Source organism: Kocuria himachalensis (assembly GCF_054784195.1).
Window position 1 is genome coordinate 39390 of record NZ_BAAGPL010000024.1, and the last position, 24479, is coordinate 63868.

The 24479-nt window shown below is 67.7% G+C and carries 23 protein-coding genes, 2 tRNA genes and 1 other RNA gene; 13 read left to right on the forward strand and 13 right to left on the reverse strand.

What is annotated here, in order from left to right:
• Window positions 1–5: 5 nt before the first annotated feature.
• From ACYVM4_RS16350 to msrA, 4 genes are all read right to left on the reverse strand, one after another.
• Window positions 6–827, reverse strand: coding sequence for an alpha/beta fold hydrolase (locus ACYVM4_RS16350; protein ID WP_460669220.1), 822 nt, complete (start codon window positions 825–827; stop codon window positions 6–8).
• A gap of 145 nt (window positions 828–972) precedes the next feature.
• A complete protein-coding gene (epsC, locus tag ACYVM4_RS16355) occupies window positions 973–1557 on the reverse strand; it encodes a serine O-acetyltransferase EpsC (protein WP_368819927.1) in 585 nt (194 codons plus the stop codon).
• 158 nt (window positions 1558–1715) lie between these two features.
• Complete coding sequence (cysK, locus tag ACYVM4_RS16360) at window positions 1716–2651, reverse strand: cysteine synthase A (protein ID WP_368819928.1); 936 nt, start codon at window positions 2649–2651, stop codon at window positions 1716–1718.
• 126 nt (window positions 2652–2777) lie between these two features.
• Complete coding sequence (gene msrA, locus ACYVM4_RS16365) at window positions 2778–3374, reverse strand: peptide-methionine (S)-S-oxide reductase MsrA (protein ID WP_460669221.1); 597 nt, start codon at window positions 3372–3374, stop codon at window positions 2778–2780.
• A gap of 104 nt (window positions 3375–3478) precedes the next feature.
• Here msrA and ACYVM4_RS16370 point away from each other — a divergent pair, with 104 nt between their 5' ends.
• Together ACYVM4_RS16370 and ACYVM4_RS16375 are read left to right on the forward strand one after the other, a co-directional pair.
• The gene (locus ACYVM4_RS16370; protein WP_460669222.1) at window positions 3479–4429 is read left to right on the forward strand and encodes a Nif3-like dinuclear metal center hexameric protein; all 951 of its coding nucleotides are present in this window, start codon (window positions 3479–3481) and stop codon (window positions 4427–4429) included.
• Complete coding sequence (locus tag ACYVM4_RS16375; RefSeq protein WP_368819931.1) at window positions 4426–5160, forward strand: zinc ribbon domain-containing protein; 735 nt, start codon at window positions 4426–4428, stop codon at window positions 5158–5160. Before ACYVM4_RS16370 ends, ACYVM4_RS16375 begins: the two co-directional genes overlap by 4 nt.
• 57 nt (window positions 5161–5217) lie before the next feature.
• Here the strand turns inward: ACYVM4_RS16375 and rnpB are convergent.
• An RNA gene (rnpB, locus tag ACYVM4_RS16380) (RNase P RNA component class A) lies at window positions 5218–5611 on the reverse strand.
• Window positions 5612–5792: 181 nt separating this feature from the next.
• Between rnpB and ACYVM4_RS16385 the strand changes: the two genes are divergently transcribed.
• On the forward strand, window positions 5793–6566 hold the full coding sequence (locus ACYVM4_RS16385; RefSeq protein ID WP_460669223.1) for a YaaA family protein: 774 nt from the start codon (window positions 5793–5795) through the stop codon (window positions 6564–6566).
• 27 nt (window positions 6567–6593) lie between these two features.
• On the opposite strand, the gene def is transcribed toward ACYVM4_RS16385, so the two are convergent.
• The 3 genes from def to orn all read right to left on the reverse strand — a co-directional run bounded on the left by def (window position 6594) and on the right by orn (window position 8086).
• Entirely contained in the window at window positions 6594–7166 is a 573-nt protein-coding gene (gene def, locus ACYVM4_RS16390) for a peptide deformylase (protein WP_460669224.1), read from the reverse strand.
• A 98-nt stretch (window positions 7167–7264) separates the two neighbouring features.
• Window positions 7265–7338, reverse strand: a tRNA-His gene (locus tag ACYVM4_RS16395).
• A gap of 130 nt (window positions 7339–7468) precedes the next feature.
• Window positions 7469–8086: an oligoribonuclease gene (gene orn / locus ACYVM4_RS16400; protein ID WP_368819934.1), complete on the reverse strand. Its 618-nt coding sequence runs from the start codon at window positions 8084–8086 to the stop codon at window positions 7469–7471.
• 156 nt (window positions 8087–8242) lie between these two features.
• On the opposite strand from orn, the gene mptB reads away from it, so the two are divergent.
• Entirely contained in the window at window positions 8243–9814 is a 1572-nt protein-coding gene (gene mptB, locus ACYVM4_RS16405) for a polyprenol phosphomannose-dependent alpha 1,6 mannosyltransferase MptB (protein WP_460669225.1), read from the forward strand.
• A gap of 69 nt (window positions 9815–9883) precedes the next feature.
• Window positions 9884–9956: transfer RNA gene (locus ACYVM4_RS16410), tRNA-Arg, on the forward strand.
• 88 nt (window positions 9957–10044) lie between these two features.
• On the opposite strand, the gene ACYVM4_RS16415 is transcribed toward ACYVM4_RS16410, so the two are convergent.
• The 3 genes from ACYVM4_RS16415 to ACYVM4_RS16425 all read right to left on the reverse strand — a co-directional run bounded on the left by ACYVM4_RS16415 (window position 10045) and on the right by ACYVM4_RS16425 (window position 13321).
• Window positions 10045–11148, reverse strand: a complete 1104-nt coding sequence (locus ACYVM4_RS16415; RefSeq protein ID WP_460669226.1) for a tyrosine-type recombinase/integrase — start codon at window positions 11146–11148, stop codon at window positions 10045–10047.
• Window positions 11145–11807 carry a helix-turn-helix domain-containing protein gene (locus ACYVM4_RS16420; RefSeq protein ID WP_460669227.1) on the reverse strand — a complete coding sequence of 221 codons (663 nt, stop codon included), beginning with the start codon at window positions 11805–11807 and terminating at the stop codon, window positions 11145–11147. Before ACYVM4_RS16420 ends, ACYVM4_RS16415 begins: the two co-directional genes overlap by 4 nt.
• A gap of 521 nt (window positions 11808–12328) precedes the next feature.
• Complete coding sequence (locus tag ACYVM4_RS16425) at window positions 12329–13321, reverse strand: IS481 family transposase (protein WP_460669228.1); 993 nt, start codon at window positions 13319–13321, stop codon at window positions 12329–12331.
• A gap of 455 nt (window positions 13322–13776) precedes the next feature.
• On the opposite strand from ACYVM4_RS16425, the gene ACYVM4_RS16430 reads away from it, so the two are divergent.
• The 4 genes from ACYVM4_RS16430 (at window position 13777) to ACYVM4_RS16445 (ending at window position 16177) form a co-directional block, all read left to right on the forward strand.
• Complete coding sequence (locus ACYVM4_RS16430) at window positions 13777–14316, forward strand: hypothetical protein (protein WP_460669229.1); 540 nt, start codon at window positions 13777–13779, stop codon at window positions 14314–14316.
• 610 nt (window positions 14317–14926) lie between these two features.
• Window positions 14927–15148 carry a hypothetical protein gene (locus ACYVM4_RS16435; protein WP_460669230.1) on the forward strand — a complete coding sequence of 74 codons (222 nt, stop codon included), beginning with the start codon at window positions 14927–14929 and terminating at the stop codon, window positions 15146–15148.
• On the forward strand, window positions 15145–15330 hold the full coding sequence (locus tag ACYVM4_RS16440) for a hypothetical protein (protein ID WP_460669231.1): 186 nt from the start codon (window positions 15145–15147) through the stop codon (window positions 15328–15330). Before ACYVM4_RS16435 ends, ACYVM4_RS16440 begins: the two co-directional genes overlap by 4 nt.
• A gap of 10 nt (window positions 15331–15340) precedes the next feature.
• Window positions 15341–16177, forward strand: coding sequence for a hypothetical protein (locus ACYVM4_RS16445; protein WP_460669232.1), 837 nt, complete (start codon window positions 15341–15343; stop codon window positions 16175–16177).
• Between the two features lie 2856 nt (window positions 16178–19033).
• Here the strand turns inward: ACYVM4_RS16445 and ACYVM4_RS16450 are convergent.
• On the reverse strand, window positions 19034–19558 hold the full coding sequence (locus ACYVM4_RS16450) for a hypothetical protein (RefSeq protein WP_460669233.1): 525 nt from the start codon (window positions 19556–19558) through the stop codon (window positions 19034–19036).
• 356 nt (window positions 19559–19914) lie between these two features.
• Window positions 19915–20049, reverse strand: a complete 135-nt coding sequence (locus ACYVM4_RS16455) for a hypothetical protein (protein ID WP_460669234.1) — start codon at window positions 20047–20049, stop codon at window positions 19915–19917.
• A gap of 166 nt (window positions 20050–20215) precedes the next feature.
• Between ACYVM4_RS16455 and ACYVM4_RS16460 the strand changes: the two genes are divergently transcribed.
• The 4 genes from ACYVM4_RS16460 to ettA all read left to right on the forward strand — a co-directional run bounded on the left by ACYVM4_RS16460 (window position 20216) and on the right by ettA (window position 24430).
• A complete protein-coding gene (locus tag ACYVM4_RS16460; RefSeq protein ID WP_460669235.1) occupies window positions 20216–20524 on the forward strand; it encodes a hypothetical protein in 309 nt (102 codons plus the stop codon).
• A 546-nt stretch (window positions 20525–21070) separates the two neighbouring features.
• Entirely contained in the window at window positions 21071–21301 is a 231-nt protein-coding gene (locus tag ACYVM4_RS16465) for a hypothetical protein (protein WP_368819936.1), read from the forward strand.
• 712 nt (window positions 21302–22013) lie between these two features.
• Complete coding sequence (locus ACYVM4_RS16470; RefSeq protein ID WP_460669236.1) at window positions 22014–22613, forward strand: single-stranded DNA-binding protein; 600 nt, start codon at window positions 22014–22016, stop codon at window positions 22611–22613.
• A 134-nt stretch (window positions 22614–22747) separates the two neighbouring features.
• Complete coding sequence (gene ettA / locus ACYVM4_RS16475; protein WP_460669237.1) at window positions 22748–24430, forward strand: energy-dependent translational throttle protein EttA; 1683 nt, start codon at window positions 22748–22750, stop codon at window positions 24428–24430.
• Window positions 24431–24479 lie beyond the last annotated feature (49 nt).

Sequence of the window (24479 nt, forward strand, 5' to 3'; positions counted from 1 at the left end):
GCGGCTCACGGCGCGTCGAGGAAGGACCGGACGTCGGGGCCCAGCCGGCGGTCCGTCGCCGTGCCCAGGTGGCCCTTCGTCCGGTACAGGACCAGCCGGCCCTGCGGGGCGGCCTTGGCCGTCTCCGCGAAGAGCGCGGGGCCGTAGAAGCGGTCGCGCCCGCCCCCGACCACGAGCAGCGGACAGGCGAGTCCGGGGAGCCGGCTCCCGGCGTCGAAGGAGTCCTCCGCGGCGATGGTGGCCAGCATGTCGGGGTCCGCCGCCCCCGCGGTCCAGGGGCCCAGGACCCAGCCCAGGGCGCCGAGGAGGCGGCCGGTCAGGGGGCGTGCGGCCAGGAGCGGCATGAGGAGTGCGCCGGCGCTCCGGGGGCGGTGTGCGGCCAGCAGGCGGGCGTACTCCCTCTGGGCCGCGCGGCCCGTCGGGCCCAGGCGGCAGGCGCCGGCGACGAGCACGAGCCGGCGGACGCACTCGGGGTGGTCCAGGGCGAGCTGGAGCGCCACGCTGCCACCGGTGGACACGCCGACCACGTCGACCGGTTCCGCGAACAGCTCGTGCAGCACGTCGGCGTAGTCCGTGGCTAGGTCGGCCATGGTCGCACCGGCGGGGAGGCCGTGGCGCCTGGTGATCCACCAGACGGTGCGGCTCACGGCGTACGGGCGCACCTGGCCGAGCTCGAGCGCCAGTTCGATGCCCTCGGGGACCCGGTGGTGTCCGCTGAGTCCCGGGAGGAGGACGAGAGGCGGACCGGAGCCGGCACAGAAGTACGGCAGGCCCGGCCCGAGGCAACCGCTGCGCGTGACGGCGGGGCGCCCGCGGGGGCGGCTCACCGACGTCTCCGCGCGGCGGAGGCAATCCTGTGGTCATCGAGCCGTGCCATGCGCGCACCCCCCCGGACCAGGGTGGACCGGGACGCCAGAGCCCGTCAACAGCGGGAGGCGCAGACGACGTGCGGAGGGGCGGGGAGGGACGGGCTCAGATCCACATCGCGGGGTCGATGTAGGTGGAGGGGTCCACGAGGGGCTGCTGCTTCTCGGGGGTGCGCGGGCGGACCTTGCCGGGGATCCCGGTGACGATCGAGTCCTCCGGCACGTCCTTGACCACCACGGCGTTGGCGCCCACGGCGGAGTCGGCACCGATCTCCACGGGGCCCAGGATCTTCGCGCCGGCGCCGATCACCACGCGATCGCCCACGGTCGGGTGCCGCTTGACCTTCTCCAGCGAGCGCCCGCCCAGGGTCACCCCGTGATAGATCATCACGTCCTCGCCGATCTCCGCGGTCTCGCCGATGACCACGCCCATGCCGTGGTCGATGAAGAAGCGGCGCCCGATGGTCGCGCCCGGGTGGATCTCCACGCCCGTGAGGAAGCGGCCCAGCTGGGAGACCGTGCGGGCCAGCAGCCGCCGGTCGGGGTGCTGCCACAGCCGGTGGGACAGGCGGTGCACCCAGATCGCGTGCAGACCCGAGTAGTTGAGGGCGATCTCCACCCGGGAGCGCGCGGCCGGGTCGTGCGTCCGGGCCGTCTGCAGGTCCTCGGCGAGTCTGCTCCAAAAACTCACGGTCTTCCTCTGTTCTTCCGGGTGCGGGGTCCTGTCCCGCCGGTACCGGCGGGACGTGATGGGGCGCGGACGGGAACGACCCGCCCACCACCGGGCGCAACGTCACCGGCAGGCGGCGCTATTCCCGGCGGGGACGGGTCGTGGGCCCGTGGCGCGGCTCAGCCCCGGATGTCCTCGTAGAGCAGGGTGGAGATGTAGCGCTCGCCGAAGTCGCACACGATCGCCACGATCAGCTTGTCCCGGTTCTCCTCCTTGGCGGCCTCCTGGAGGGCGGCCCACACGATGGCGCCCGAGGAGATCCCGCCGAGGATGCCCTCCTTGGTGCCGAGCTCGCGGGCGACCCGCACGGAGTCCTCGACGGTGACGTCGTAGACGTCGTCGTAGATCGTACGGTCGAGGTTGTCGGGGATGAAGTTCGCCCCCAGGCCCTGGATCTTGTGGGGGCCTGCCTTGCCCTCGGTGAGCAGCGGCGAGTCGGCCGGCTCGACGACGACGAGGCGCACGTCCGGCTTCTGCTCGCGCAGGTAGCGGCCCGCGCCCGTGATGGTGCCGCCGGTTCCCACGCCCGAGACGAACACGGCGACCTCGCCGTCGGTGTCCTCCCAGATCTCCGGGCCGGTGGTCGCGTAGTGGATCGCCGGGTTGGCCTCGTTGGCGAACTGCTTGGCCAGGACGGCGTTCTCCGTGCTGTCGACGATCTCCTGGGCCTTCTCGACGGCGCCGCGCATGCCCTCCGCGCCCGGGGTGAGCACGATCTGGGCGCCGTAGGCGCGGAGCATGACCCGGCGCTCCGTGGACATGGTCTCGGGCATGGTCAGGATGACCTTGTAGCCGCGAGCGGCGCCGACCATGGCCAGGGCGATACCGGTGTTGCCGGAGGTGCCCTCGACGATCGTGCCGCCCGGCTTCAGCTGCCCGGACTTCTCGGCGGCGTCGATGATGGCCACGCCGATGCGGTCCTTGACGGAGTGGGCCGGGTTGTAGAACTCCAGCTTCACGGCGACGTTGCCGGGCAGGCCCTCGTCGAGCCGGTTCAGGTGGACGAGCGGGGTGCGGCCCACGATCTCGGTGACGTCGTTGTAGATCTTCGGCATGTGCGTACCTCGGTTTCTGCGTGGTCGGTTCTCTGTCGGATCCGGGTGGTGCTGTGGCCGCCGGCGCTCTGGGGGGCCCGCGGCGGCGCGGTCCTAGCTCAGCCTAGCCAGGCACCGCAACTGCTACTACGCGGTAAGCCACGCGGAGTAACCTTTCCGGACCTTCGCCAGCTTGGGGTTGATGATCACCTGGCAGTAGCCGTTCCAGGGCTGCTGGGCGTAGAAGTCCTGGTGCTCCGGCTCGGCCTCCCAGAACGGTCCCAGCGGCTCCAGCGTCGTGACGATCGGCTGGTCCCACGCCGGCTGGGCCCGCCGGATCGACTGCTCGAACAGCTCCCGCTGCGCCTCGTCGGCCCAGAACATGGCGGAGCGGTACTGGGTGCCCACGTCGTAGCCCTGCCGGTTGAGGGTGGTGGGGTCGTGACCGGTGAAGAACAGGTCGAGGATCACGTCCGCCGGCACGACCGACGGCTCGAAGGTCACGGCGACCGCCTCCGCGTGCCCGGTCGTGCCCGAGCACACCGCGTAGTAGTCGGCGCGCCCGGGGTCGCCGCCGGTGTACCCGGAGACCACGGACGTGACTCCCCGGGTGATCCGGTAGACGGCGTCGAGGCACCAGAAGCACCCACCCGCGAGCACGAAGGTCACAGGCGCGGCGGGGTCCCCGACGGCGGGGCGTGGAGCGGGGACAGGGTGTGCGTCGTCGTGCGCGGAGTAGGCCATGACCCGTACAACACCGCGCGGCCCGCATCATTCCCGCGTCCGGCACGGGACCCTCCGTGCCCGCCTCGGCGGCCGGTGCGCGACGGACTCCTAGACTGGGGCGCATGAGCGAGCAGAGCACGTCCCCGCCCGGGCCCGCCCCCTCCCTCTCGGAGGTGCTCGAGACCGTCGAGCAGCTGTGGCCCCTGCACCTGCAGGAGCCCTGGGACGCCAGCGGGCTCGTCACCGGCCGCCCGGACCAGCCCGTGCGCCGGATCCTGTTCGCGGTGGACCCCGTGGCCGACGTCGTCGCCGAGGCCGTGTCCACCGGCGCCGACCTGCTGGTCACCCACCACCCCCTGCTCCTGCGCGGCGTGACGTCCGTGGCCGCCGACGGCTTCAAGGGCGCCGTGGTGCACGAGCTCATCGAGCACCGGTGCGCCCTGCTCGCCTGCCACACCAACGCGGACTCCGCCCCGGACGGCGTCTCGGACGCCGTGGCGCGCGCCGCCGGGCTCACGACGACGACGCCCCTCGCGCCCCACCCCGCCGATCCGGCCGTGGGCATCGGGCGCGTGGGGGACCTGGTGCGGCCCGTGCGCCTGCGGGAGCTGGCCCAGCGCCTGGCCGATGCCGTGCCGCCCACCGCCCACGGCGTGCGCGTGGCCGGGGACCCCGACGCCCTCGTCCGGCGCGTCGCGGTGTGCGGGGGAGCGGGGGACTCCCTCTTCGACGAGGTGCGGGCCGCCGGGGCCGACGTCTACGTGACCGCGGACCTTCGCCACCACCCCGCGTCCGAGGCGCGCGAGGCCGCGACGGGCCCCGGCGCCGGCGGCACCCCGTACCTCGTGGACCTCTCCCACTTCGCCAGCGAGTGGCTGTGGCTGCCCGTGGGCGCCGCCGCGCTGCGGGAGGCGCTCGCCGCCCGCGGCCACGACGTCCGGGTCGACGTCTCCGCACGGCGCTCCGACCCCTGGGACTTCCGCATCGACCACGCCGACCACGACCACCCCTCCCGTCCCGTCCACGACCTCGCCGCCGACCCCGCCGCACCGACCGCAGGAGGACCCGCATGAGCACCGCCACGCCCGAGCAGCAACGAGCCCTGCTGGAGCTCGAGCGCGTCGACGCCCGGCTGCGCCGGATCGCCGCCCGGATCGCCGAGCTGAAGACCGACCCCGAGGTCGCCGCCGCGCTGCAGCTGCGGGCCCGGGCGATCGCCACCGCCAAGGAGCTCGAGTCCGGCGAGCAGGAGATCCGCGCCCGGCTGGCCGCCGCCGAGCAGAAGGTCGCCCGCGTCCAGGCCTCGATCGAGAAGGACCGCCGGCGCCTCGAGCAGGGCGGCTCCGCCAAGGACCTCATGGGCCTGCAGCACGAGATCGACACCCGCACCCGGCAGCTGGCCGAGGCGGAGGAGGCGGAGCTGGAGGTCATGCAGGAGCTCGAGGACGCGGTCGCCCACCGTGCCCGTATCACGCCGCGGCTCAAGGAGGCCGACACGGAGGCCCGCCGTCGCGTCGAGGCCCGGGACGCGGAGGGCCGGGCCCTGACGGCCGAGCGGGGCGAGCTGGCCGGCACGCGCACCGCCGCCGCGGGAGGCGTGGGGCATCCCGGGCTGCTGGCGCGGTACGAGAAGATCCGGACCGGGCGCGGCACCGAGCGGCCGGCGGCGGCGGAGCTGCGGGGCACCGCGTGCGGGTCCTGCGGTACGGCGCTCAGCCCCACGGACGCCGCGGCGTTCCGGGCGGCCGCTGCGGACGAGGTGCTCACGTGCCCCGAGTGCGGGGTGGTCCTCGTCCGCTCCTGAGGTCTCCTGGGGCCGTCTGATGCCGGAGTGGCACCGGAGGGAGCCGGAAGGGAGCGGGGGACAGGCCGGCCTGTAAGCCGGGTTCTGTGCGCACGGCCGGTCGCCCGTGCCGTGCTGGTGACCATCCATCTAGGCCCACCGTTGCCGGTGGGCTCGAGCGGCCTACCCGGGTGCTCGGACGAGCAGCCCTCGGACGCACCCTGTCTGGCCTTGCTCCGGATGGGGTTTACCGAGCCGCGCCGGTCACCCGGCGCGCTGGTGGTCTCTTACACCACCTTTTCACCCTGACCCGCCGCCCGGACGGACCGGGGGTGGGCGGTCTGTTCTCTGTGGCACTTTCCTGCGGGTCTCCCCGAGTGGGCGTTGCCCACCATCCTGCTCTGCGGAGCCCGGACTTTCCTCGCGCCGCGACAGCCGGAGCTGCGCGGCCCGCGGTCACCCGGCCGACCTGTCCGCCGCCCATCCTACCCGCCGGCCGGGGTGCCCGGACCCGCCCGCGGCGCGTTCCGACCGGCCGTCGGTGTGACTCGAACGGTCGCCGGCATGCCCGCAACCCGTCCCGCCGGCCAGTCCCGTCGGCAGGTCCCGCCGGCGCGCGCCGCTGCTCTCGCAGGGTCACTAGACTTCTGCGGGTGCTGATCCTCCTCCCGCCCTCCGAGACCAAGACCGCCCCAGGCTCAGGGGCGCCCGTCGACCCCGCCGTCCTGTCCTTCCCCGAGCTCGCGCCCGCCCGCGAGCAGGTGCTCGCCGAGCTGGCGGCGACGAGCGCCCGCGCGGACGCGCTCGAGGTGCTGGGCGTGGGGGAGCGGCTGCGCGGGGAGGTCGAGCGCAACACCCGCCTGGGCAGGGAGCCCGCCGCACCGGCCCTCAGCGTCTACACCGGGGTGCTCTACGACGCCCTCGACCCGGCCGGGATGACCCGGGCGCAGCGGACCGCCGCGGCGGCCTCCCTCGTCGTCGTCTCGGCGCTCTGGGGCGCGGTGCGCCCCGACGACCGGATCCCCGCCTACCGTCTGTCCATGGGCGCCGAGCTGCCGGGGCTCGGCAGGCTCGCGGCCCACTGGAAGCGCCACCTGCCCGCGGTGCTGGAGCCGGCGGCCGGGAACGGGCTCGTCGTGGACTGCCGGTCGGCCGCCTACGCGGCGGCGTGGCGCGGTCCGCGCGAGCGGACGGTGGGGGTGAAGGTGGTCCGGGAACGGCACGGAAGGCGCCAGGTCGTGTCCCACATGGCCAAGCACACCCGCGGCCTGCTCGCCCGGCACCTCGTGGAGCGCGCCGCCGAGGGCGAGCGCCCGGAGACTCCGCAGGAGCTGCTCTCGGCGGCGCAGGAGCGTTGGCACGCCGAGCTGACGGAGCCCACGGCCCGCTCGGCGGGCGAGCTCGTCGTCGTGCGCACCGAGGACTGAGTCTGGCCCCCGGTGCGCGCGGGAGACTCAGTGGCCGAACGGGTCCTCGTCGACGCCGGGGGTCCAGGTGTGGCCGCCACGGCCCCAGCCCTCGACCTTGACCGCCTTGCGCGCCTTCCGGGACCACTTGTCGTTGAGCCGGTCCACGTAGAGCTTGCCGTCCAGGTGGTCGTACTCGTGCTGCATGACGCGGGCGAACCACCCGGTGGCCTCGAAGTCCACCGGTCGGCCGGCCACGTCGAAGCCGGCGACCCGGACCCAGTCCGCCCGCTTCAGCGGCCAGCTGTAGCCGGGCACGGACAGGCAGCCCTCGGACTCCTCGTCCGGGTCCGGTGCGTCCTGCGAGATCTTGCCCGGGGTCAGCACGGGGTTGACGAGGACGCCGCGCGGCGCCACGTCGTCGTCGTTCTGGAAGGCGTAGGTGAAGATCCGCAGCCCCACGCCGATCTGCGGGGCGGCGAGCCCCACGCCGTGGGCGGCGTCCATGGTCTCGTACATGTCCTCGACGAGGGCGCGCAGCTCGTCGTCGAACTGCGCCACCTTGGCGGCGGGGCGGTGGAGGACGGGATCGCCGGTGATCACCACGGGGCGGACGGCCATGACGCACTTCCTTCGACTTGCCGGGGCCTGCGCCCCTTCGAACCGGACCGGGAACGACGAAAGGCCGTCCCGAGTCCTCGGGACGGCCTTTCACAGTGGGTGAGCGACGGGGGTTGAACCCGCGACCTCCTGGACCACAACCAGGCGCTCTGCCGAACTGAGCTACGCCCACCATGAACGCCCGCCGGAAGACCGTGCTTCCGCTGGGCAACGCATACGAGTGTACCGCATTCCCGGAGCGCCCCGGACCACGTAGGCCCGCCCGACCGGCGGGGCGGACGCCCCGGCGCCGGACGGAGGGCTCAGGCGCCCGTGCGGGAGGCGGAGATCTCGGCGGCGATGCCCTTCGCGGTCGCCGAGTCCGGCCCCGGCTCGGCGGCGAACACGGCGCGGCGGTAGTACCGCAGCTCGTCGATCGAGTCCCGGATGTCGCCCAGGGCCCGGTGGTTGCCGGTCTTCGGCGGGGCCTGGAAATAGGCGCGCGGGAACCACCGGCGGGAGAGCTCCTTGATGGTGGAGACGTCGATCACGCGGTAGTGCAGGTGCGCCACGAGCTCCGGCATGTCGCGCACCAGGAACGTGCGGTCCGTGCCCACCGAGTTCCCGCCCAGCGGCGCCTTGCCCGGCTCGGGCACCCACTCCTTGATGTAGGCGAGGACCTGCTCCTGCGCCTCCTCCATCGTCAGACCGGAGGGAAGCTCGTCGAGCAGCTTGGAGGAGGTGTGCATGTTCCGCACGAAGTCCCCCATCTGCGCCAGCGACTCCTCGCTCGGGCGGATCACGACGTCGACGCCCTCCCCGAGGACGTTGAGCTCGTCGTCGGTGACGAGCGCCGCGACCTCGATGAGGGCGTCCTGCTCGATGGACAGTCCCGTCATCTCGCAGTCGATCCACACTATGCGTCCGTTCGAAGTAGCCACCCGGACAATCTACCGTGCCGCCCCGACGCCGCCGGTCCCCGCCGTGGCCCGTCGGGGTTTCCCGGAGGAGCCGGGGATAGTATCGGGGCGACCACGGGTCCGTGCTGCGCCCAGCCGGGGCGCCCGCAGCCACCGGACGGGCGCATCGGGAGAGCAGTGCAGACCACTTCCAGGACGCCGGCGCCGGGCGGGGGCGCCGACGGCGCCGAGCCGGCCGGGAGCCCCGGCAGGTCCGGGTACGACTCCGGCTCGCTGCTGCGGACCGTGCTCATGGGCACCCTCGGCTCCGTCATGCTGTTCGTCGGCTCGCTCGGCGTCGGCTGGCTCGCCTCCGTCTCCCCGCTGCGGCAGGCGCCGGTGATCATCGGCATGCGCTTCACGACCACCGGGGTGATCGTCGCCATCCTCCTGCTCGCCGTGGGCGGGATGCTCCTGACCCGCGAGTGGCTGCGGCTGGGGCAGAAGCTCAACCGGTGGGGGCCCGGCAGCGGCCGGTGGGTGCTCATCGCCATCGCCGCGTGGTCCGCCCCCATGCTCGTGACGATCCCCCTGTTCAGCCGGGACGTGTACTCCTACATCGGCCAGGGCAGGGTGATGGCCAACGGGCTGAACCCCTACGAGCACGGCGTCTCCACGATCGACAACTTCTTCCAGCTGGGGGCGGACCAGATGTGGTCGGAGTCCCCGCCGCCCTACGGACCGCTCTTCCTGTGGCTCGAGCAGTTCGTGGTGGCCGTGACCGGGGCCGACCCGGACGCGGCGGTGCTCTGGTTCCGGGGCATGTGCGTGCTCGCGGTGATCGCGTGCATGTGGCTGATCCCGCGGCTCGCACGGCTGCACGGCATCAACCCGGCGCGGGCCCTGTGGCTCAGCGTGGCGAACCCCCTCTTCCTCACCACCTTCATCGTCTCCGTGCACAACGACGCCATCATGATCGCCCTGGCCCTGGGCGGCACCTACGCGGCCGCCGTGCACCGCAACTGGAAGGGCGGCCTCCTCGGCACCACGCTGGTCACCCTGTCCGTGGCGATCAAGCCCATCACCCTCGTCTTCCTGCCCTTCATCGGCCTGCTGTGGGCGGGCAGGAGCGCCTCGTGGACCCGGCGCTTCGCGGTCTGGTTCCTGGTCCTCGCCTACTCGGTGGCCCTGCTCTGGCTGATGGGCGAGGTCAACGGCTTCGGCTTCGGCTGGGTCGCCGCCATGTCCACCCCCGGCACGGTGTCCATCTGGTACGCCCCGGTGGGCCTCGCCGGCCTGCTCGCCACCACCCTGGCCGCGGCCGTGGGCGCCGACTCGGGCCAGTGGCGGGAGGTGACCCACTCGGTCGGCCAGGCCCTCGCGGTGCCCGTCGTCCTCTGGCTGATGTTCGTGGGCCGGGACGAGCGGATCATCCGCCGGCTGACCTGGGCGTTCGCCGCGATCGTGGTGTTCTCCCCGATCATCCAGGCCTGGTACGTGGTGTGGCTCATCCCGCTGTTCGCCGTCACGGGCATCCGCAGCGACTGGCAGGTCGACATCCTGTTCTTCCTCACCGTCTTCTTCATGATCTACGCCGTCTCCGACCAGCTCGACGTCTTCCCGTACCTGGACCTGGACCTCAGCTCCGGCCGGCTGATCGCGGCGGTCGTCGCCCTCTCCTACGGCGTGTACCTGTGGTTCATCGACCCGGCGACCAGACGGCTCTTCCGCGGCCGCTACCAGCCCCTCGTGCAGAGCGCCGTGATCTGAGGGACCGGTGCCGCCCCGGCGAGTTGGTAAACTCGACCGCGGTGCCCGGGACGCGGTCCCGGGCGGCCCGCCCCAGTAGCTCAGTGGATAGAGCAGGAGCCTTCTAATCTCTTGGTCGGGGGTTCGACTCCCTCCTGGGGCACAATAAACCCCCTCTCACTAGGCAAGATGCCAGTGGGAGGGGGTTCGTTATTTGGTCGGAGGCGGTCGATCCATCACTAACCCAACGTTTATTTGCCGAAGACCTCAAGCGCGTCTGTCGCGTCAGGGGCGTCCGCCAGCTTCTCGACGTAGTGCTTGATGGTGATCGCCTCGGACGAGTGGCCGAGCTGCGCAGATGCAGCAGACACACCGGAAGCCCTTGCTAGACGGGTGCCCACTGTGGCACGGATGAGGTGCGGGTTGACGTGCCCGTAACCTGCCGCCTTCATGGCCTCCCGCCACACCTTCCGGAAGTTGGTCGGCTCCCATAGCGTCCCCGCAGCACTGGGGAATACGAAGTCGGAGGTTCGTTGCCGGCGGCGGAAGACGTCAGCGCCGAAGTCCGGTAGATACAGCCGATGCATTGACCCCTGGGACTTGGGTCTGTCCTGCCGCACGAGCCCGGCGGGGGAGCGGATGACGGTTCCGGTGATCGACACCCGCGGCTTGCCCGGCCCGAGATCTACGTCCTGCCACCGGATCGCCAGCACCTCACCGATGCGGGCACCAGTCGCGAGCAGGACGTCCAAGACGTCCAAAACGTCCCCTGTGGCTCTGGAACGCAGCTCGTGGACATCAGGGACCGTGAGTGCTTGAACATCCTTCCTGGGGACGCTCACGGGCTCCACGTCCCGCATTGGGTTCGTGGGGACAGCACCGCGACGGGCCGCAAGGGCGAACATCTGCCGCAGCACCGTTTGGCAGAGTTTCGCCGTTGATGCGCCGTGCCTCTCCGAGATGGACTTCAGTGCGTTGTCCAGCAGCCCCACAGATGCCTCTCTGATGCGGACACCGCCGAGTTTGGGGAGGATGTAGCTGTCCAAGACTTCGCGGTAGCGGCGGACCGTGGCCGGCGCTTTGTCCCTGTCCACGAACCCAACCCACCAAGCAGCAGCTAGGGCCTGAATCCGCATGTCGCCGTTGATTTCATCCCCGGACGGGATAGCCCTGTCTGTGAATGACTGCTTGAGAGCCCGTTCGGCTGCGGCCTTCGACTTACCGGCACGCTCAACCAGCCTGGTGCGCCCGTCATAGTCCCGGAACCTGGCCTTCGCGACGTAGGCACCACTCGGTGAGGTCGTGATACTGATGCGACCGTGGGCACCGATGGGCAGGGGAGGGCGCGGGCTCACTGTTCCCTCATGGCTTCGGAAAGCTCCTGGATGAGCGCCCGAGTGTGGTGGCCTTTCGCCTGTGGAGTCGCATCGTCCCCGGCGCGGCTTTCAGCTTCGACCGACAGCGGATGCCCCCAAAGTTTGATCGACCACGCGAGCAACGTCGTGTCACTGACGCCCAGTTTCTTGCTCGCGCGCTGATCGGCCAGGCCGTACTGCGCCCATCCATCCTTAACCGTCTCGCGGGTGACGTCTTCGCCTAGGACATCGATGAATACGTCAATAGTCGCCAACGACTTCCTGATGGCCGCCATTAGATGCTCATCATTGGTGTCGAGGGCGTAGTCGTCCGGATTGGCGAACCGCCCGAGCAGGACGTCCTGCAGTTCCTCGTTATTGAGTTCCAAAGGTGGAGTCAACTCGACTGTGAGGTTCGTCTGCAGGAGGTCGGAAGGAGTCACCCGAGCTTTGGTCGTTGTCGACAATGCAAGCGCGAGCAGCAGCAGTGTTTCGACCGTGATTGAACCCTCGCCCAGTTCCATCCTGCGGACCCTGCTGGGACTCCATTTCGCGCCGAAACGCTTGCCAGCCGTCGCGATGTCATCAAGCGTGAGGCCGTGGGCCTGGCGTAATGCCCGGATGTGGTCCCCGATGAGCTGCGGCATGGTCTGTGTCATGTGTCCAGAGTACCGAACTTGAAAAAAAGTGAGGTTTTCATATCTAGCTACTTGACATGCGATCTCCCACCAAGTAACGTGAAGTTTAGTCAGGTAACCATACCTGAAAACGTGAAGGTCGGAGGTGAATCACACAGATGGACACAATCGAGAAGCCCGTCCGCAGCAAGGACGTTGCGGCATGGCTCGGTCTCAGCGAGCAGGCACTAGCGCAGATGCGCCACCGCGGTACCGGCCCCGTCTATATCAAGAGGGGTCACCTCGTTTTCTACATGCCAAGCGACTTGGAGCAGTGGCTCCAGGAGGGCCGGCGGGAGACGAACTAGCAGCACTAACCCCTGAGGCTTCCTCGGGAGAGAGCAGGGCACTTGCTCGAAGTCCCTACCCAAACGCGCTCTCTGAAAGACGCAGCGCAAGCAATCTTCGACTACTACCGGGACGAGGGGCAGCCCATCAGCCGATCCAAGGCCAAGCGTGTGGCCGAGCAGATCGGCAAAGGCACATTCAATCCTGACCCGCGACTAGTTGTACTGCCCAGGGAGGTTGGTCAATCGGGTGATGGGTGGGTGGTTGCCGATTGCGGTGTGGGGCCGGTGGTGGTTGTAGTGATGCAGCCAACCCGGTAGCGCCGCCCGACGGGCGTGTTCGGTCGGGTAATGACGGGAGAAGGCCCATCCCTCGGCCAGGGTCCGATGGAAGCGCTCGATCTTGCCATTGGTCTGGGGCCGGTACGGGCGGGTCTTCTTCACGGTGATGCCCAGTTCCGTACAGGCCGCCCGCCAGGTCCGAGAGCGGTAGGCGGAGCCGTTGTCCGACAGGACCCGTTCCACGGCCACCCCGCGGGCGGCGAACCACGACACCGCCCGGTAGAGCACGCCCACCGCGGTGGCCGCTGTCTCATCACCGTGGATCTCGGCGTAGGCAACCCGCGAGTGGTCATCGATGACCGTGTGCACGAACGCGGTGCCCAGCAACGGCTTGTGGTTGGCCGACCGCCCGGTCCCCGGCGTGAGCTGCCGGTTGCGACTGCCCTGGGCGCGGCCGACGTAGCGCCACCCGCCGCCGTCGGGGATGTTTCCCAACTTCTTCACGTCCACGTGGATCATCGCCCCGGGCTTGTCGTGCTCGTAGCGGCGGACCACCTCCCCGGTGCGCACATCGATGTGGTGGAGCCGGTTCACCTTCGCCCGCACCAGCACCGCGTGCACGGTGGAAGCCGGCATCCCCAGAATCGCGCCGATGGCTACCGGCCCCAGGCGCCGGCGCCAGCGCAGGGCCACGATCTTCTTCACCGCCGGCGGGCTGGTGCGGGTCGGGGACCGGTGCGGGCGCGAGGACCGGTCGCCCATCCCGGCCGCACCCATGGCCCGGTAGCGGTCGGCCCAACGCTTGGCCGTGGGCCAAGCGACGTGGAAGAAGGCTGCAGCGTGGGCCACCGGCCATCCGTCGTCGACGATCAAACGCGCGATCCGCAGGCGTTGGCGTGGCGTGAGCGCGGCATTAGCGTGGGACATCGAGGGCCTCCTCGTCGGATGCGGAACCTAGACAGCTCCACTCCAACGCAGGAGGCCCTCCTCATGCATCAACCGACGATGATAAGTCGCCGCACCTCAACCAACCTCCCTGGGCAGTACAACTAGTAAGCGCGATCAAATACGCAGATCCCACGGGTAATGAAGCAGCCGCGAATGTGGATGAAGAAAGACAAAGGGCCCGATGCTACGCCGGCAAGCAAGCGCATCAGGCCCATACCACCGATAGGCCTGGGAAGGCTAACGATGACAACTACTGATCACCATACAGCAACGTGGAACAAGGTCAAACGATCTATGCGAGGGAACGCCTTCGACCATGCCGAGAGGGGGCACCTGTGGATTCTAGGTATCCGTGTCACTACTTGATGGACCGCCGTGTTCACCGGCTTTCTGATGCCGCACACAGGCTCCTAGTGACGTCCACCGCCTGGTGCGTGGAGAACCGCACGGACGGCGTGATCGAACGCGACGACCTCGAGCTGATCCCGAGGGCCAAGGCAACCGACGTGCAGGAATTAATCGCCTCTGGGCTCATGGAGAAAACGGACAACGGCTGGCTCCTCACCGAGTACCGGAAATACCAAACCAGTGCAGCCAAGCTCGAAGCAACACTGGAATCTCGGAGGGAGAACGACCGCAAGCGCCAAGCCAAGTCCCGCGCCAAACACAAGCAGAGCCTCGAGGTCGACCACGAGACGGGGGAGGTCAATTCCACTCTTGAACGTGTGTCACGTGACAGCCGCGTGACCGACGGAGGAGAGGTGAGAGAGAGGAGAGGCGAGGCCTTAGACAAGGAAGTTACATCTTGGCCTGTTGCTGACATTCCACGTACGCCAAGAAACACGGTGCGGAATGACTCGCCACTGACGGGGTTACCTCCGATCCTGTGCCACACCTTCGGGTGTTCCGAGGTGGCAGATCCTTCATCGAAGCTCTGTCCGCGCCATGACGCATATGAGTTGGGCGCCGCATGACCACCGCGCTCCGCATCATCCGAGCCATAGAGCGAGCAGACAACAGGGGTCAGCACGCTGCAGCCAACTACTACCGCTCGCGCATGCGGAAGCTACTCAAGAGAGGGAACTAATGGAGCTGTACCACTACCGGGAGTATTTCCGGGGATACCAAGCCGCAACGTGGAACTTCGAGCCGTCAGCGAACGGTCCCGGAAGGCCCGGCATCAGGTTCACATCCCCGGGCAACGCGGGCGGGTGGCTCCCGCTCGATGTCGTAGGCGAGTGGGCGGACACGCTCAAGGCGGCGGCACTGGCGAGCACGGCGCAGTACACAAATCGGGCCACCGGGTGGGCCGCGTGAAGATCATCGTGAGCCCCATCATCGGTATCGCTGCAGCCATCATCGCAGCCGCCGCAAACCTCATCAACGGGTAAAGCCTCATGACGCAATTTACGCCCGGAGAAACCCACATCCGTTACTACGCCTTTCACAAAGGCGCGAACGGGGCGAAGGTTCCCGGGGTATGGCTCAGGCGCGGTTCCAACTCCGTATTCATCCCGCACGCAGACATCTACGAAGTGGCAGACCGCTTAGTCGATCTAGCCGAGATACACGAAAAGGACACCAGTGTTCGTCTCTAAGCCCTCGTTCTACAACCGGACCCGTACGGAATCCGAAGGCATAAAGGCAATCCCGGCGCTCATCACGGACCCTGATGGCGGCACCGAAACCGGAACCGCAGTATTCGCCAATAACAAGCTTCTGTGCACGCTCACCGAAGCCGGCGCATGGAAGCTCGCCAATGACATCGCAGACGCCATTGAGACCAACCGGAGGAACGCAGCGTGACCCGTAACAACGACATCGAGACCCTGCTCCGCAAGACGCTCGAGAACGCAAACCAGGACGAGCACGAAGAGAAGCTAGGCGACCACCAGGCACCACGGCAGCAGGCCCGCCCCATAGCGCTTAACGACGACGCCGCGCTTGCGGCCATCGTCGGCGCCGCCCTCAACAACAACAACTTCTGAGGAGAACAACTTGAACACCATCACCGCCGCTCACCTTTCCCAGTACCTCGCCAAGACCAGCGCTGTCCTCGACGCCACCGGAACCCAGTGCCAGGCCCTCGACGCCATCGCCGCATCCTGGAGCCGCTATCAGGCTGTGGACCACAACCTCGCCCCTCTCGTGGCAGAAGCCGTCCTCTGTGACTCCAAGGACCTCCAGACGTTCCACGTCCTCGCCCTCGCCGCAGCCAGCACCAGCCCCGTAGAAACCGCCACCGTCCGCAACGGCGTTGCCGATGTCATCTACGCGGAGGCATACAAGGCATACAGCGAGGTCGCCGCCGAGGTCTACGAAGCCGCCGCCGCGACCTTCAACGACGCCGCACAGAAGTTCACGAAGGCCGCGACCACCGTGGACCCCGAGACCGACGCGGGCGCAGTCGTGAAGATGACGCAGAAGGATCGGGTTGCTTGGCTCGAGGCGCAGCAGCACGCCGCGACCCTGGACCAGTCGCTTACCGTCCTCACCGAAGCCGCGAACCTCGCAGGCTGGGCCGGCGCAACCCCGGATCGAGTCATCCCGCTCGCCACCAACCCCGGAGACGCACACCGACGCCGCGTATACGAGGCATGGGCGAAGGTGGACGGCACTTGCCGCCGTTGGTCCGCGCTCCTCGCACTCGGAGTGGAGATCGTCGCCCCGGCTGACCTGGATGACACGCAGGCATACCGGGCACCCCGGCCTATGGAGATCAAGCAGGTGCACAACGGGTACGGCATCCGCCAGATCGAGTGGGACCCCGAGGACCCCGAGAACCTGGAGCAGTCCCAGCCCGCTAAGCGTGGCAGCCGGGTAGTCGTCAACTAACGACCACCCCCAGCAGTAGACCGCAGTGCCCCAGGTGACCCGTACACCTGGGGCACTGCCTATGCCCACGGAGACCACATGCACCACAGGCACCACACATGACCATCAACAGGCAGCACCGAACGTGGAAGGAATACCGGGACAGGCACAAGCGCCGATGGCGGAAGGCCAACCTCCCATGCTGGCTCTGTGGGGCAGCACTGGACTACACCACACCAGGCTTGCCCAACTCCTGCGAAGCCGATCACGTCGAGCCCGTAGCAGCAGGCGGACACGTGCTCGGAGAGATCAAACCCTGCTGTCGAAGGTGCAATGCATCAAGAGGGTCGATGAATGCCAACGACTACAGAGCGAAGCTCGCAGCACAACAGCACATCGAGTCAACACGACGAACAGGCAACACCGCGAACGCCATTGGCAGAGCCACACGAGCGGCACGACGACCAGCACCAGGCGCAGCACGACCACAACCCGGTAATGGGACATCGGCAGGAATAGAAAAGCCAGTGACAACCCGCGAATGGTACAAGCGCACCGCCGACTAAACACGAGACGGGTAAAAGACGAAAGGGTGGCCCCCACCAGAGCCCCCCGTACTGGGGGTTGGCTCACCCACGGCACTGAGCCGATATCCCCGTGTCGAACCGTGGAAGTTTGCCCCTGTACGGCTCTTAGAGACGCCCAGGGGGCTTGGCGGGACCCTAATGGTATGCAGGCTAAGTTGCGCGGATTTCAGGCCGTTAGATCGGCGTTGGGCGGTTCAGCATTTTGGCTCGCTGTAACGGATATCAGCCCGTCTAATAGCGGGGAGAACGGTACCTAAGGGCCGAATAGGGCTGTGAAGCAATAGTGATTGAAAGTTTATGGAGGAACTAAGCATGACTAATAAGAGAAGGCGGGCACCCCGAAACCTGGGTGCCGCTGGTCAACGATTTTGGCGACGAGTGTTGGACGACTACGAACTGAGTCCAGCCGAAGAGGCCGTACTGATTGAGGCGTGCCGGGTGATGGACACGCTTGACCGCTTGGAGAGTGAGGCGGCAGACCAGCCGCTCACGGAGACGTCGCCTCAGGGGCGGGTGGTGAATCCTCTGTTGAGGGAGGCCCGCATGCAACGTCAGACCCTTGACCGGCTGGTGCGGTCCCTGGGTATCCCTCTGGTGGAGGGGACCTCCCGGGGCACCCGTCGCGGGAAGGGCGACGAGCCGCAGGGGCCGCGCTCGTTCCGCATCGTAGAGGACGGGTCCTGATGGCGGTTCGGCAGCGCAGGGAAGACGAAATGGGTCCGGCTGTCCCGCGTTGGGTGGTGGAGTTCGACTCCGCTCGCTGGGGCGACTCCGATGAGGGCTATGGGGCGTGGCAGCGCACCGTCTTTGACTGGGCGGACGCGAACCTGTCCGCATCCGAGCACCTGGGTGCCTGGATGGACGTTGTTTCTAACGCTCTACGGATCAGGGGGCACTAATGGCACGCCGGCAACGGAGCGCGGCGGAGCAGGGACCAGCCGTTCCCCGGTGGGTGGTGGAGTTTCGCCCGGAAGACTGGCCCGGGGGATTCCGGGAGTGGTCCACAGCGGTCCGCGCTTGGATCAAGGAGAACCTGTTCCAGTGGGAGCACTACGGGGCATGGGTCGAGCTAACCCGCAATATCTACGCGACGCAGGACGAGCTACGCGCCCGAGGTTATTGGGGGACCCATGCGTGAATTCTTGTAAGATCCAATAGGCGGCACGCTGATTGATCAGTGGGCCGTGTGGTGGCTCGAGCAGCAACAGCCGGTCAGCGGGCAACGCTCGACCGGCTGGTGAGGTCTCTGGGCATCCCGCTTGTGGAGGACACCTCGAGGGGATCCCGGCGCGGACGTTCCGAGGAGGAGCCCACGGGGCCGCGTAGCTACCGCATTGTCGACGACGGGGCCGCGTAATGGCTCGCCCTCAGCGGAAACCGGACGAGATGAGACCGGCTGTGCCGAGGTGGATGGTGGAGTTCAATCAGGAGCGGTGGGATGACTACAACGCTTGGTCGATGGCAGTCCATGACTGGGCGCATGAGCACCTGCATGATCGGAAGCACTTCGGGGCGTGGATGGACATTATTCGCAACACGTTTGTCGTCCAGGAGCAGTTGCGGGCACAGGGGTACTGGGCGTACGCCGATAAAACGTAAATAGGCCGGGGCCCTGCCAGCAATTCTCCCGAAAATGTTGGCAGGGCCTCTGAGGTGTGTTTCTCCAAGGCCCTGCCATCTTTACGTGGATGGATTTCTATTTATTGTGTTTGAAGGTGGCTGTCTTACTATTATCCCACTCAGTCCAGCCACTATCCCATTTGCCGTCGCGGGATCGGGTGATGAATCGGATCCTGTGATACACGTCCTCGCGTTCGGCTCCTGTGTCCGGGAGTCTGCTTATCGTGTTTAATCTGAATTGTCCTCCGGTGTCCTTAAAGGTGCGAGTGTGTGTTGTGTCACCCTTTCTCATGGATCGACGGGGTGTAACTACATAAATTTCTTGCTGAACTTTAAGACGTCGATCTGCTGCACAATCCAAACTTATTCGGTAGTTAATCCTCCACTCGCCGTCCTTCGGGTCTGGATCCGGGGCGACAATGGGCGTCAGCGGGTGGAGCGTGCATCCGCCCCGCGTCGTTGTTGCTTCGGCCGCTGGTGCAACGGCTAGGGGGCCAGCGGTGGCGGCGAAACCTAAGGCGGAAATGAGGGCTATTCTGCGCACGGCAGGCCTGATCCGTTTTTGGAGGCCCTGGTTGCTGGGCATGATGAAACCTCTGTCATTGAATGGTTCATTTTGGGTGAATCTTATTGTTGATGTCCGTGGCAGATCAAGTGTCGGCTGTGGATATCAGCCATCCCAAGGTAGGCGCAGTATGGGCGACTCAGCCTCTTTGGACCAGGTGGACCAATATTCGTCGTTTAGAACGATTCTAAACTTTGGTCGATGGAAGAAATCTCCTATATTGTCGTCGTCCCAGTCCACTGTGCGGAGAGTGACTTCAAAAACAGTCGACGTATCCTTTCTTACCCACTTCCAATTCGGATTCGCATTATCTGCGGGGGAGAGTCTCCATCCGCCGATACGATCGTTCTTGGCATTAGGGGGGCCGTCGTTTTCGTAAGCCTGAAACGCCACTTGCACTTTAGTATCTTTTTTGCAGGTGACATGGGCGCTAATTGTGATTGTTTGGCGGTAGTCGATTCCCTTGGTTGAATCCTTGGGTGTTTTAGCACTCATGGTGCATCCGTAATGAGTTACGGCCGCTTCCGCAGGCGTAATAGCCGCTGCGGGTAGAATCAAGGCACCCACGCACAGAGCTGCTGCTGAAAGGCGCAGGCGCCGAGTGTGTGAGCGTGTCTCTGAAGTATTCATTTTGACTTCCTGCCATGCGTTCAGGAGCGCCTAGAGCGTGATGCGCTCTATCTTCTGGGCGAGACGATAGGCATTTGTGGCACGCTATGTTGTCAGTGATGACGATGCCCGATGAGGCGGTAATGTGTAGTGTCAGTACATCCTTTCCGGGTACAAATAATTTGCTATACGAATCAGCTTATCGGCGCCCATGACGCGCTGGGTAGTTGAGCCAGTTTGTATGGCATGCCGTTATTGTGGCGTCACTACCTGAGAGTATTTTCGAGATGTCATTGGCTCGTTATTTTTCCTAGTGCTATAGCCTCACGGGTGCGCCCCCGGCATGGTTGCCGGGGGCCTTATCCGTTTAAGAGGTGTCAGTCGGTGAGCTTCTCCTCAGCGAGGAGGGCCTTGTCGATGGACGAGCGTAGCCCCAGCAATTCGGCGCGGGTCAGCATGTCGATGCTCGTGTCACTGGACAGCCCGAAGCGGATCTCGTCTGGGGTCCACATGAGCTTCACGCCGAACTCGTCGTCACGGTTGCGAACTCGGGACCCTCGTAGAGTTCGCCCTCGTCCACGGTGAGCCAATCGGCGGGCCAGGCGCTTGCTGAGTGCCTGTCGGCATGGTTTCGACGGGTTAGTTAGCGTGTCCGCGCCGGCGTGTACGCCTGCCTGCATGACTCTCACCACCGAACAGTTCGACGCAGCAGCGGCCGCATCAGCGCCGGGCATGACGCCGGGCGCTGGTGCGAGCCGCTACCCATACAACAAGGAGCCCTATGGGCGTGCCCGCATCCCCACCGTCCTCGGGGTAGTCGTGGTGGATGGCAAGGTGCTGATGACGGAGCGCGGCCCTTTAGTAGAGTTCTGGCGCGACTGTGGCTCGCTCGGCATTCTTGACGTGTTCATACCCGAGACATGGGTGCAGCCGATCCTGCGGGACGAGTCGGATTGGCGGCACCCGTACGACGTCCTCGACGACTAGAGCTCGCACGCAAGCTAAATGGCGCATGCACCCAACGAATACCCAACGAAAACACCGGAATGTGCCGTCAGGTAGCGTCATGGCAAATCACCCGGTATCCCTATGATCGTGCGGCGGATGTCATGTCCAGGGATGTGCAGACACCCAACGTAAACCCCCGATCGGTAATCTCTTGGTCGGGGGTTCGACTCCCTCCTGGGGCACCGCTGCGACCCCGCCCCACCGCATCACTGCCGGTGGCGCGGGGTCGTCTCGTGTCCGGGACCACCTCGCCGGCGACCCACCGCGCCTCCTCCGTCTCCCAGCGGCCCACGAGGTGGCGAAAGTGTGGACAAGCACCACCCTGTGAATTCGCATACGTTAAGTAGCACAGCGAGGGGTGCGGAGATCCGGTCACCCGACGTCCGCGCCAGGACGGACGGCGACCCGGGGAAGCACCTCGGCGACGACCTCGGCGGCAGCCCGCCGGGACGGCCGCAGTTCCCGGACGGGGTGCCCGGGGCGGCCCCGGACCACGCGTCCGGATCCGATTCAGGGGGAGGAACCATGAGCGTCACCATCATCAGGCAGTGGACGGGCAGGGGGGCCCGTTACTACCACTACGACACGGTGGAGGAGGCCGCGGAGGACACCCGGGACTTCATCGTGCGGCACGTCGGCCCGGACATCGACCCGCAGCAACTGGAGGCGATCACCCGGGGCGTCGTCGACCTGCACTGCATGCACCTCGACTTCCGGGAGGACTGCATCGTCGTCGAGCCGGGGCACGCCGCCTAGCCACGCGGGGCGCCCCGCGGGCAGGCAGCGGTGCGCGGCGCCGGGTCACGCGAGAGCGCCTCGGCGCCGACCGCCGCACCCGGCCCGGGGGCCGCACTGCACCGGCACCACCGGTTCCCTGCCGTCGGGACGTCCCTGCCGACGCCCGCGGGCGACGCCCCGCCGGCCGGAGGAAGGGCCCCGGTCCGCGGGGCGTCCTGCGGAACCGGGGGAAACGGCTCCCGCTCCGGCGGGCCGGCCGCCGTGCGGGCCACGAGAGATCGATCTCCGCTGCATCCACAGGAGCTCCCGCGCCGGTAGTAGGGGTGAGGACACCCGCGCAGGATGACTTCCGGCAGGCCGCCACCTGCCAGGCCACTGCAACGAACATCGAGGTGAGTCCGATGGCCCGAATCCGACTCTGCCAGTGCGGCGCCCCACCCCTCCACGGCCCGTGGTGCTGGGCGTGCTCCCACGAGCAGGAGAGGCGCCGAGAGCCCCTCGCCGTCATCTCCTGGAACGCCGCCGACATCGACTGACGGGCGCTCGCGCGCCGTGGCGCGCCCGAGCGGCGGTCGCACTGCACAGGACGCGGTCCCCGGACGCGCGGACGGCTGCCGTCCACAACCGGGGCTTCCCCGCCGCGGCGGCCCCCGGTCCGGCAGGACGCTGGGTGCACCCCGCCACCGGGGCCAGCACCGGCCGGAACGGCCGCCGTCCAGAGGAGTTCCCGATGACCGAGCAGATCACCGTCCGCGGCTACGTCGCCACGGATCCCGAGTCCCGCAACCTGCCCGACGGCACCGTGGTGGTGACCTTCCGGCTCGCCTCCACCCCGCGCTGGTTCGACCAGCAGGCAGGTTCGTGGCGGGACGGGCACACCAACTGGTTCTCCGTCCAGGCGTTCCGTTCCCTGGGGCTCAACGCACTGACCAGTGTCAAGAAGGGCCAGCCCGTGCTGGTGGTCGGCAAGCTCAAGGTCCGGTTCCGGGAGGGCGAGCACGGGCGGAACACGGCCGTGGACGTGGACGCGGTGTCCATCGGGCACGACCTCGCGCTCGGCACGGCATGTTTCCAGCGCACCGTGAGCTCCTCGCCCACCGCGGACCAGGCGGGGGACCAACCCGCCGCCCAGCCCGAGGACGCCACGGGGACCGGTTCCCCGGACCGTCCGGCGGCGACGCGGGCCGACCCGTCGGGTGAGAGCGAGGACACCTCTGGCGAGAACGGGGATCCGGCGGTCCCGGAGGAGGTCGACCCCGAGACGGGCGAGCTCCTCGGGAGCGTTGCGGGCCCGGGCCGGCGCTCGCGGCGCCAGCCCGCCGCCACCTGAGCAGCCCCCGGACGAAGCCGTCCCGGAGCAGGGCCGGAGCCGGGGCGCGGTGCCGCCGCCCCCGCTCCGCCCCCGCTCCGTCCGCGCCCGGCGGCCGCCCGTCGGCCGCCGCGGAGCGGGGTAGCCTTGAGGGCATGGCGGAATTCATCTACACAATGTCCAAGGCCCGCAAGACCGTGGGCGACAAAGTCATCCTGGACGACGTCACCATGTCGTTCTATCCCGGCGCGAAGATCGGCGTCGTGGGGCCCAACGGGGCCGGCAAGTCCACCATCCTCAAGATCATGGCCGGCCTCGACCAGCCGTCCAACGGCGAGGCCCGGCTCAGCCCCGGCTACACCGTCGGCATCCTGCTCCAGGAGCCGCCGCTGAACGAGGAGAAGACCGTCCTCGGCAACGTCGAGGAGGGCGTGGGCGAGATCAAGGCGAAGGTCGACCGCTTCAACGCGATCTCCGAGGAGATGGCTCAGCCGGACGCCGACTTCGACACCCTCATGGAGGAGATGGGCAAGCTCCAGGAGGACATCGACGCCGCCAACGCCTGGGACCTCGACTCCCAGCTGGAGCAGGCGATGGACGCCCTGCGCTGTCCGCCGCCGGACGCCGACGTCAAGGTCCTCTCCGGTGGCGAGCGCCGCCGCGTGGCCCTGTGCAAGCTGCTGCTGCAGAAGCCGGACCTCCTGCTCCTCGACGAGCCCACCAACCACCTCGACGCCGAGTCCGTGCTGTGGCTGGAGCAGCACCTGAAGGACTACCACGGCGCGGTCATGGCCGTGACCCACGACCGGTACTTCCTCGACCACGTGGCCGAGTGGATCTGCGAGGTCGACCGCGGTCGACTGTACGGCTACGAGGGCAACTACTCGGCCTACCTCGAGACCAAGCGCGCCCGCATGGAGGTGCAGGGCAAGAAGGACGCCAAGCAGGCAAAACGCCTCGCCGACGAGCTGGAGTGGGTCCGCTCCAACGCCAAGGGCCGCCAGGCGAAGTCGAAGGCCCGCCTGGCCCGCTACGAGGAGATGGCCGCCGAGGCCGAGAAGACCCGCAAGCTGGACTTCGAGGAGATCCAGATCCCCCCGGGGCCCCGCCTGGGCAACCTCGTGATCGAGGCGAAGGACCTGCAGAAGGGCTTCGGGGACCGCAGCCTCATCAAGGGCCTGTCCTTCTCCCTGCCGCGCAACGGCATCGTGGGCGTCATCGGCCCCAACGGCGTCGGCAAGTCGACCCTGTTCAAGACCATCGTGGGCCTCGAGGAGCTGGACGGCGGGGAGCTGAGGATCGGCGACTCCGTCAAGATCTCCTACGTGGACCAGAACCGCGCGAACCTCGACGCCAGCAAGTCGCTGTGGGAGGTCGTCTCGGACGGCCTCGACTACATCAACGTCGGCAACGTCGAGATGCCTTCGCGCGCCTACGTCTCCGCGTTCGGGTTCAAGGGACCCGACCAGCAGAAGAAGGCGGGGGTGCTGTCCGGCGGAGAGCGCAACCGGCTGAACCTGGCCATGACCCTCAAGCAGGGCGGCAACCTGCTGCTGCTCGACGAGCCCACCAACGACCTCGACGTCGAGACCCTCGGCTCCCTGGAGAACGCGCTGCTGGAGTTCCCGGGCTGCGCCGTGGTCGTCTCCCACGACCGGTGGTTCCTCGACCGGGTCGCCACCCACATCCTCGCGTGGGAGGGCACCGACGAGGAGCCGGACCAGTGGTACTGGTTCGAGGGCAACTTCGAGGCCTACGAGGCCAACAAGGTGGAGCGCCTCGGGGCCGACGCCGCGCGGCCGCACCGCGTCACCCACCGCCGCCTCACCCGCGACTGACGCAGGACCGGGCCCGGACTCCTCGAGACGCCGAAGGGGCCCGTCCGGT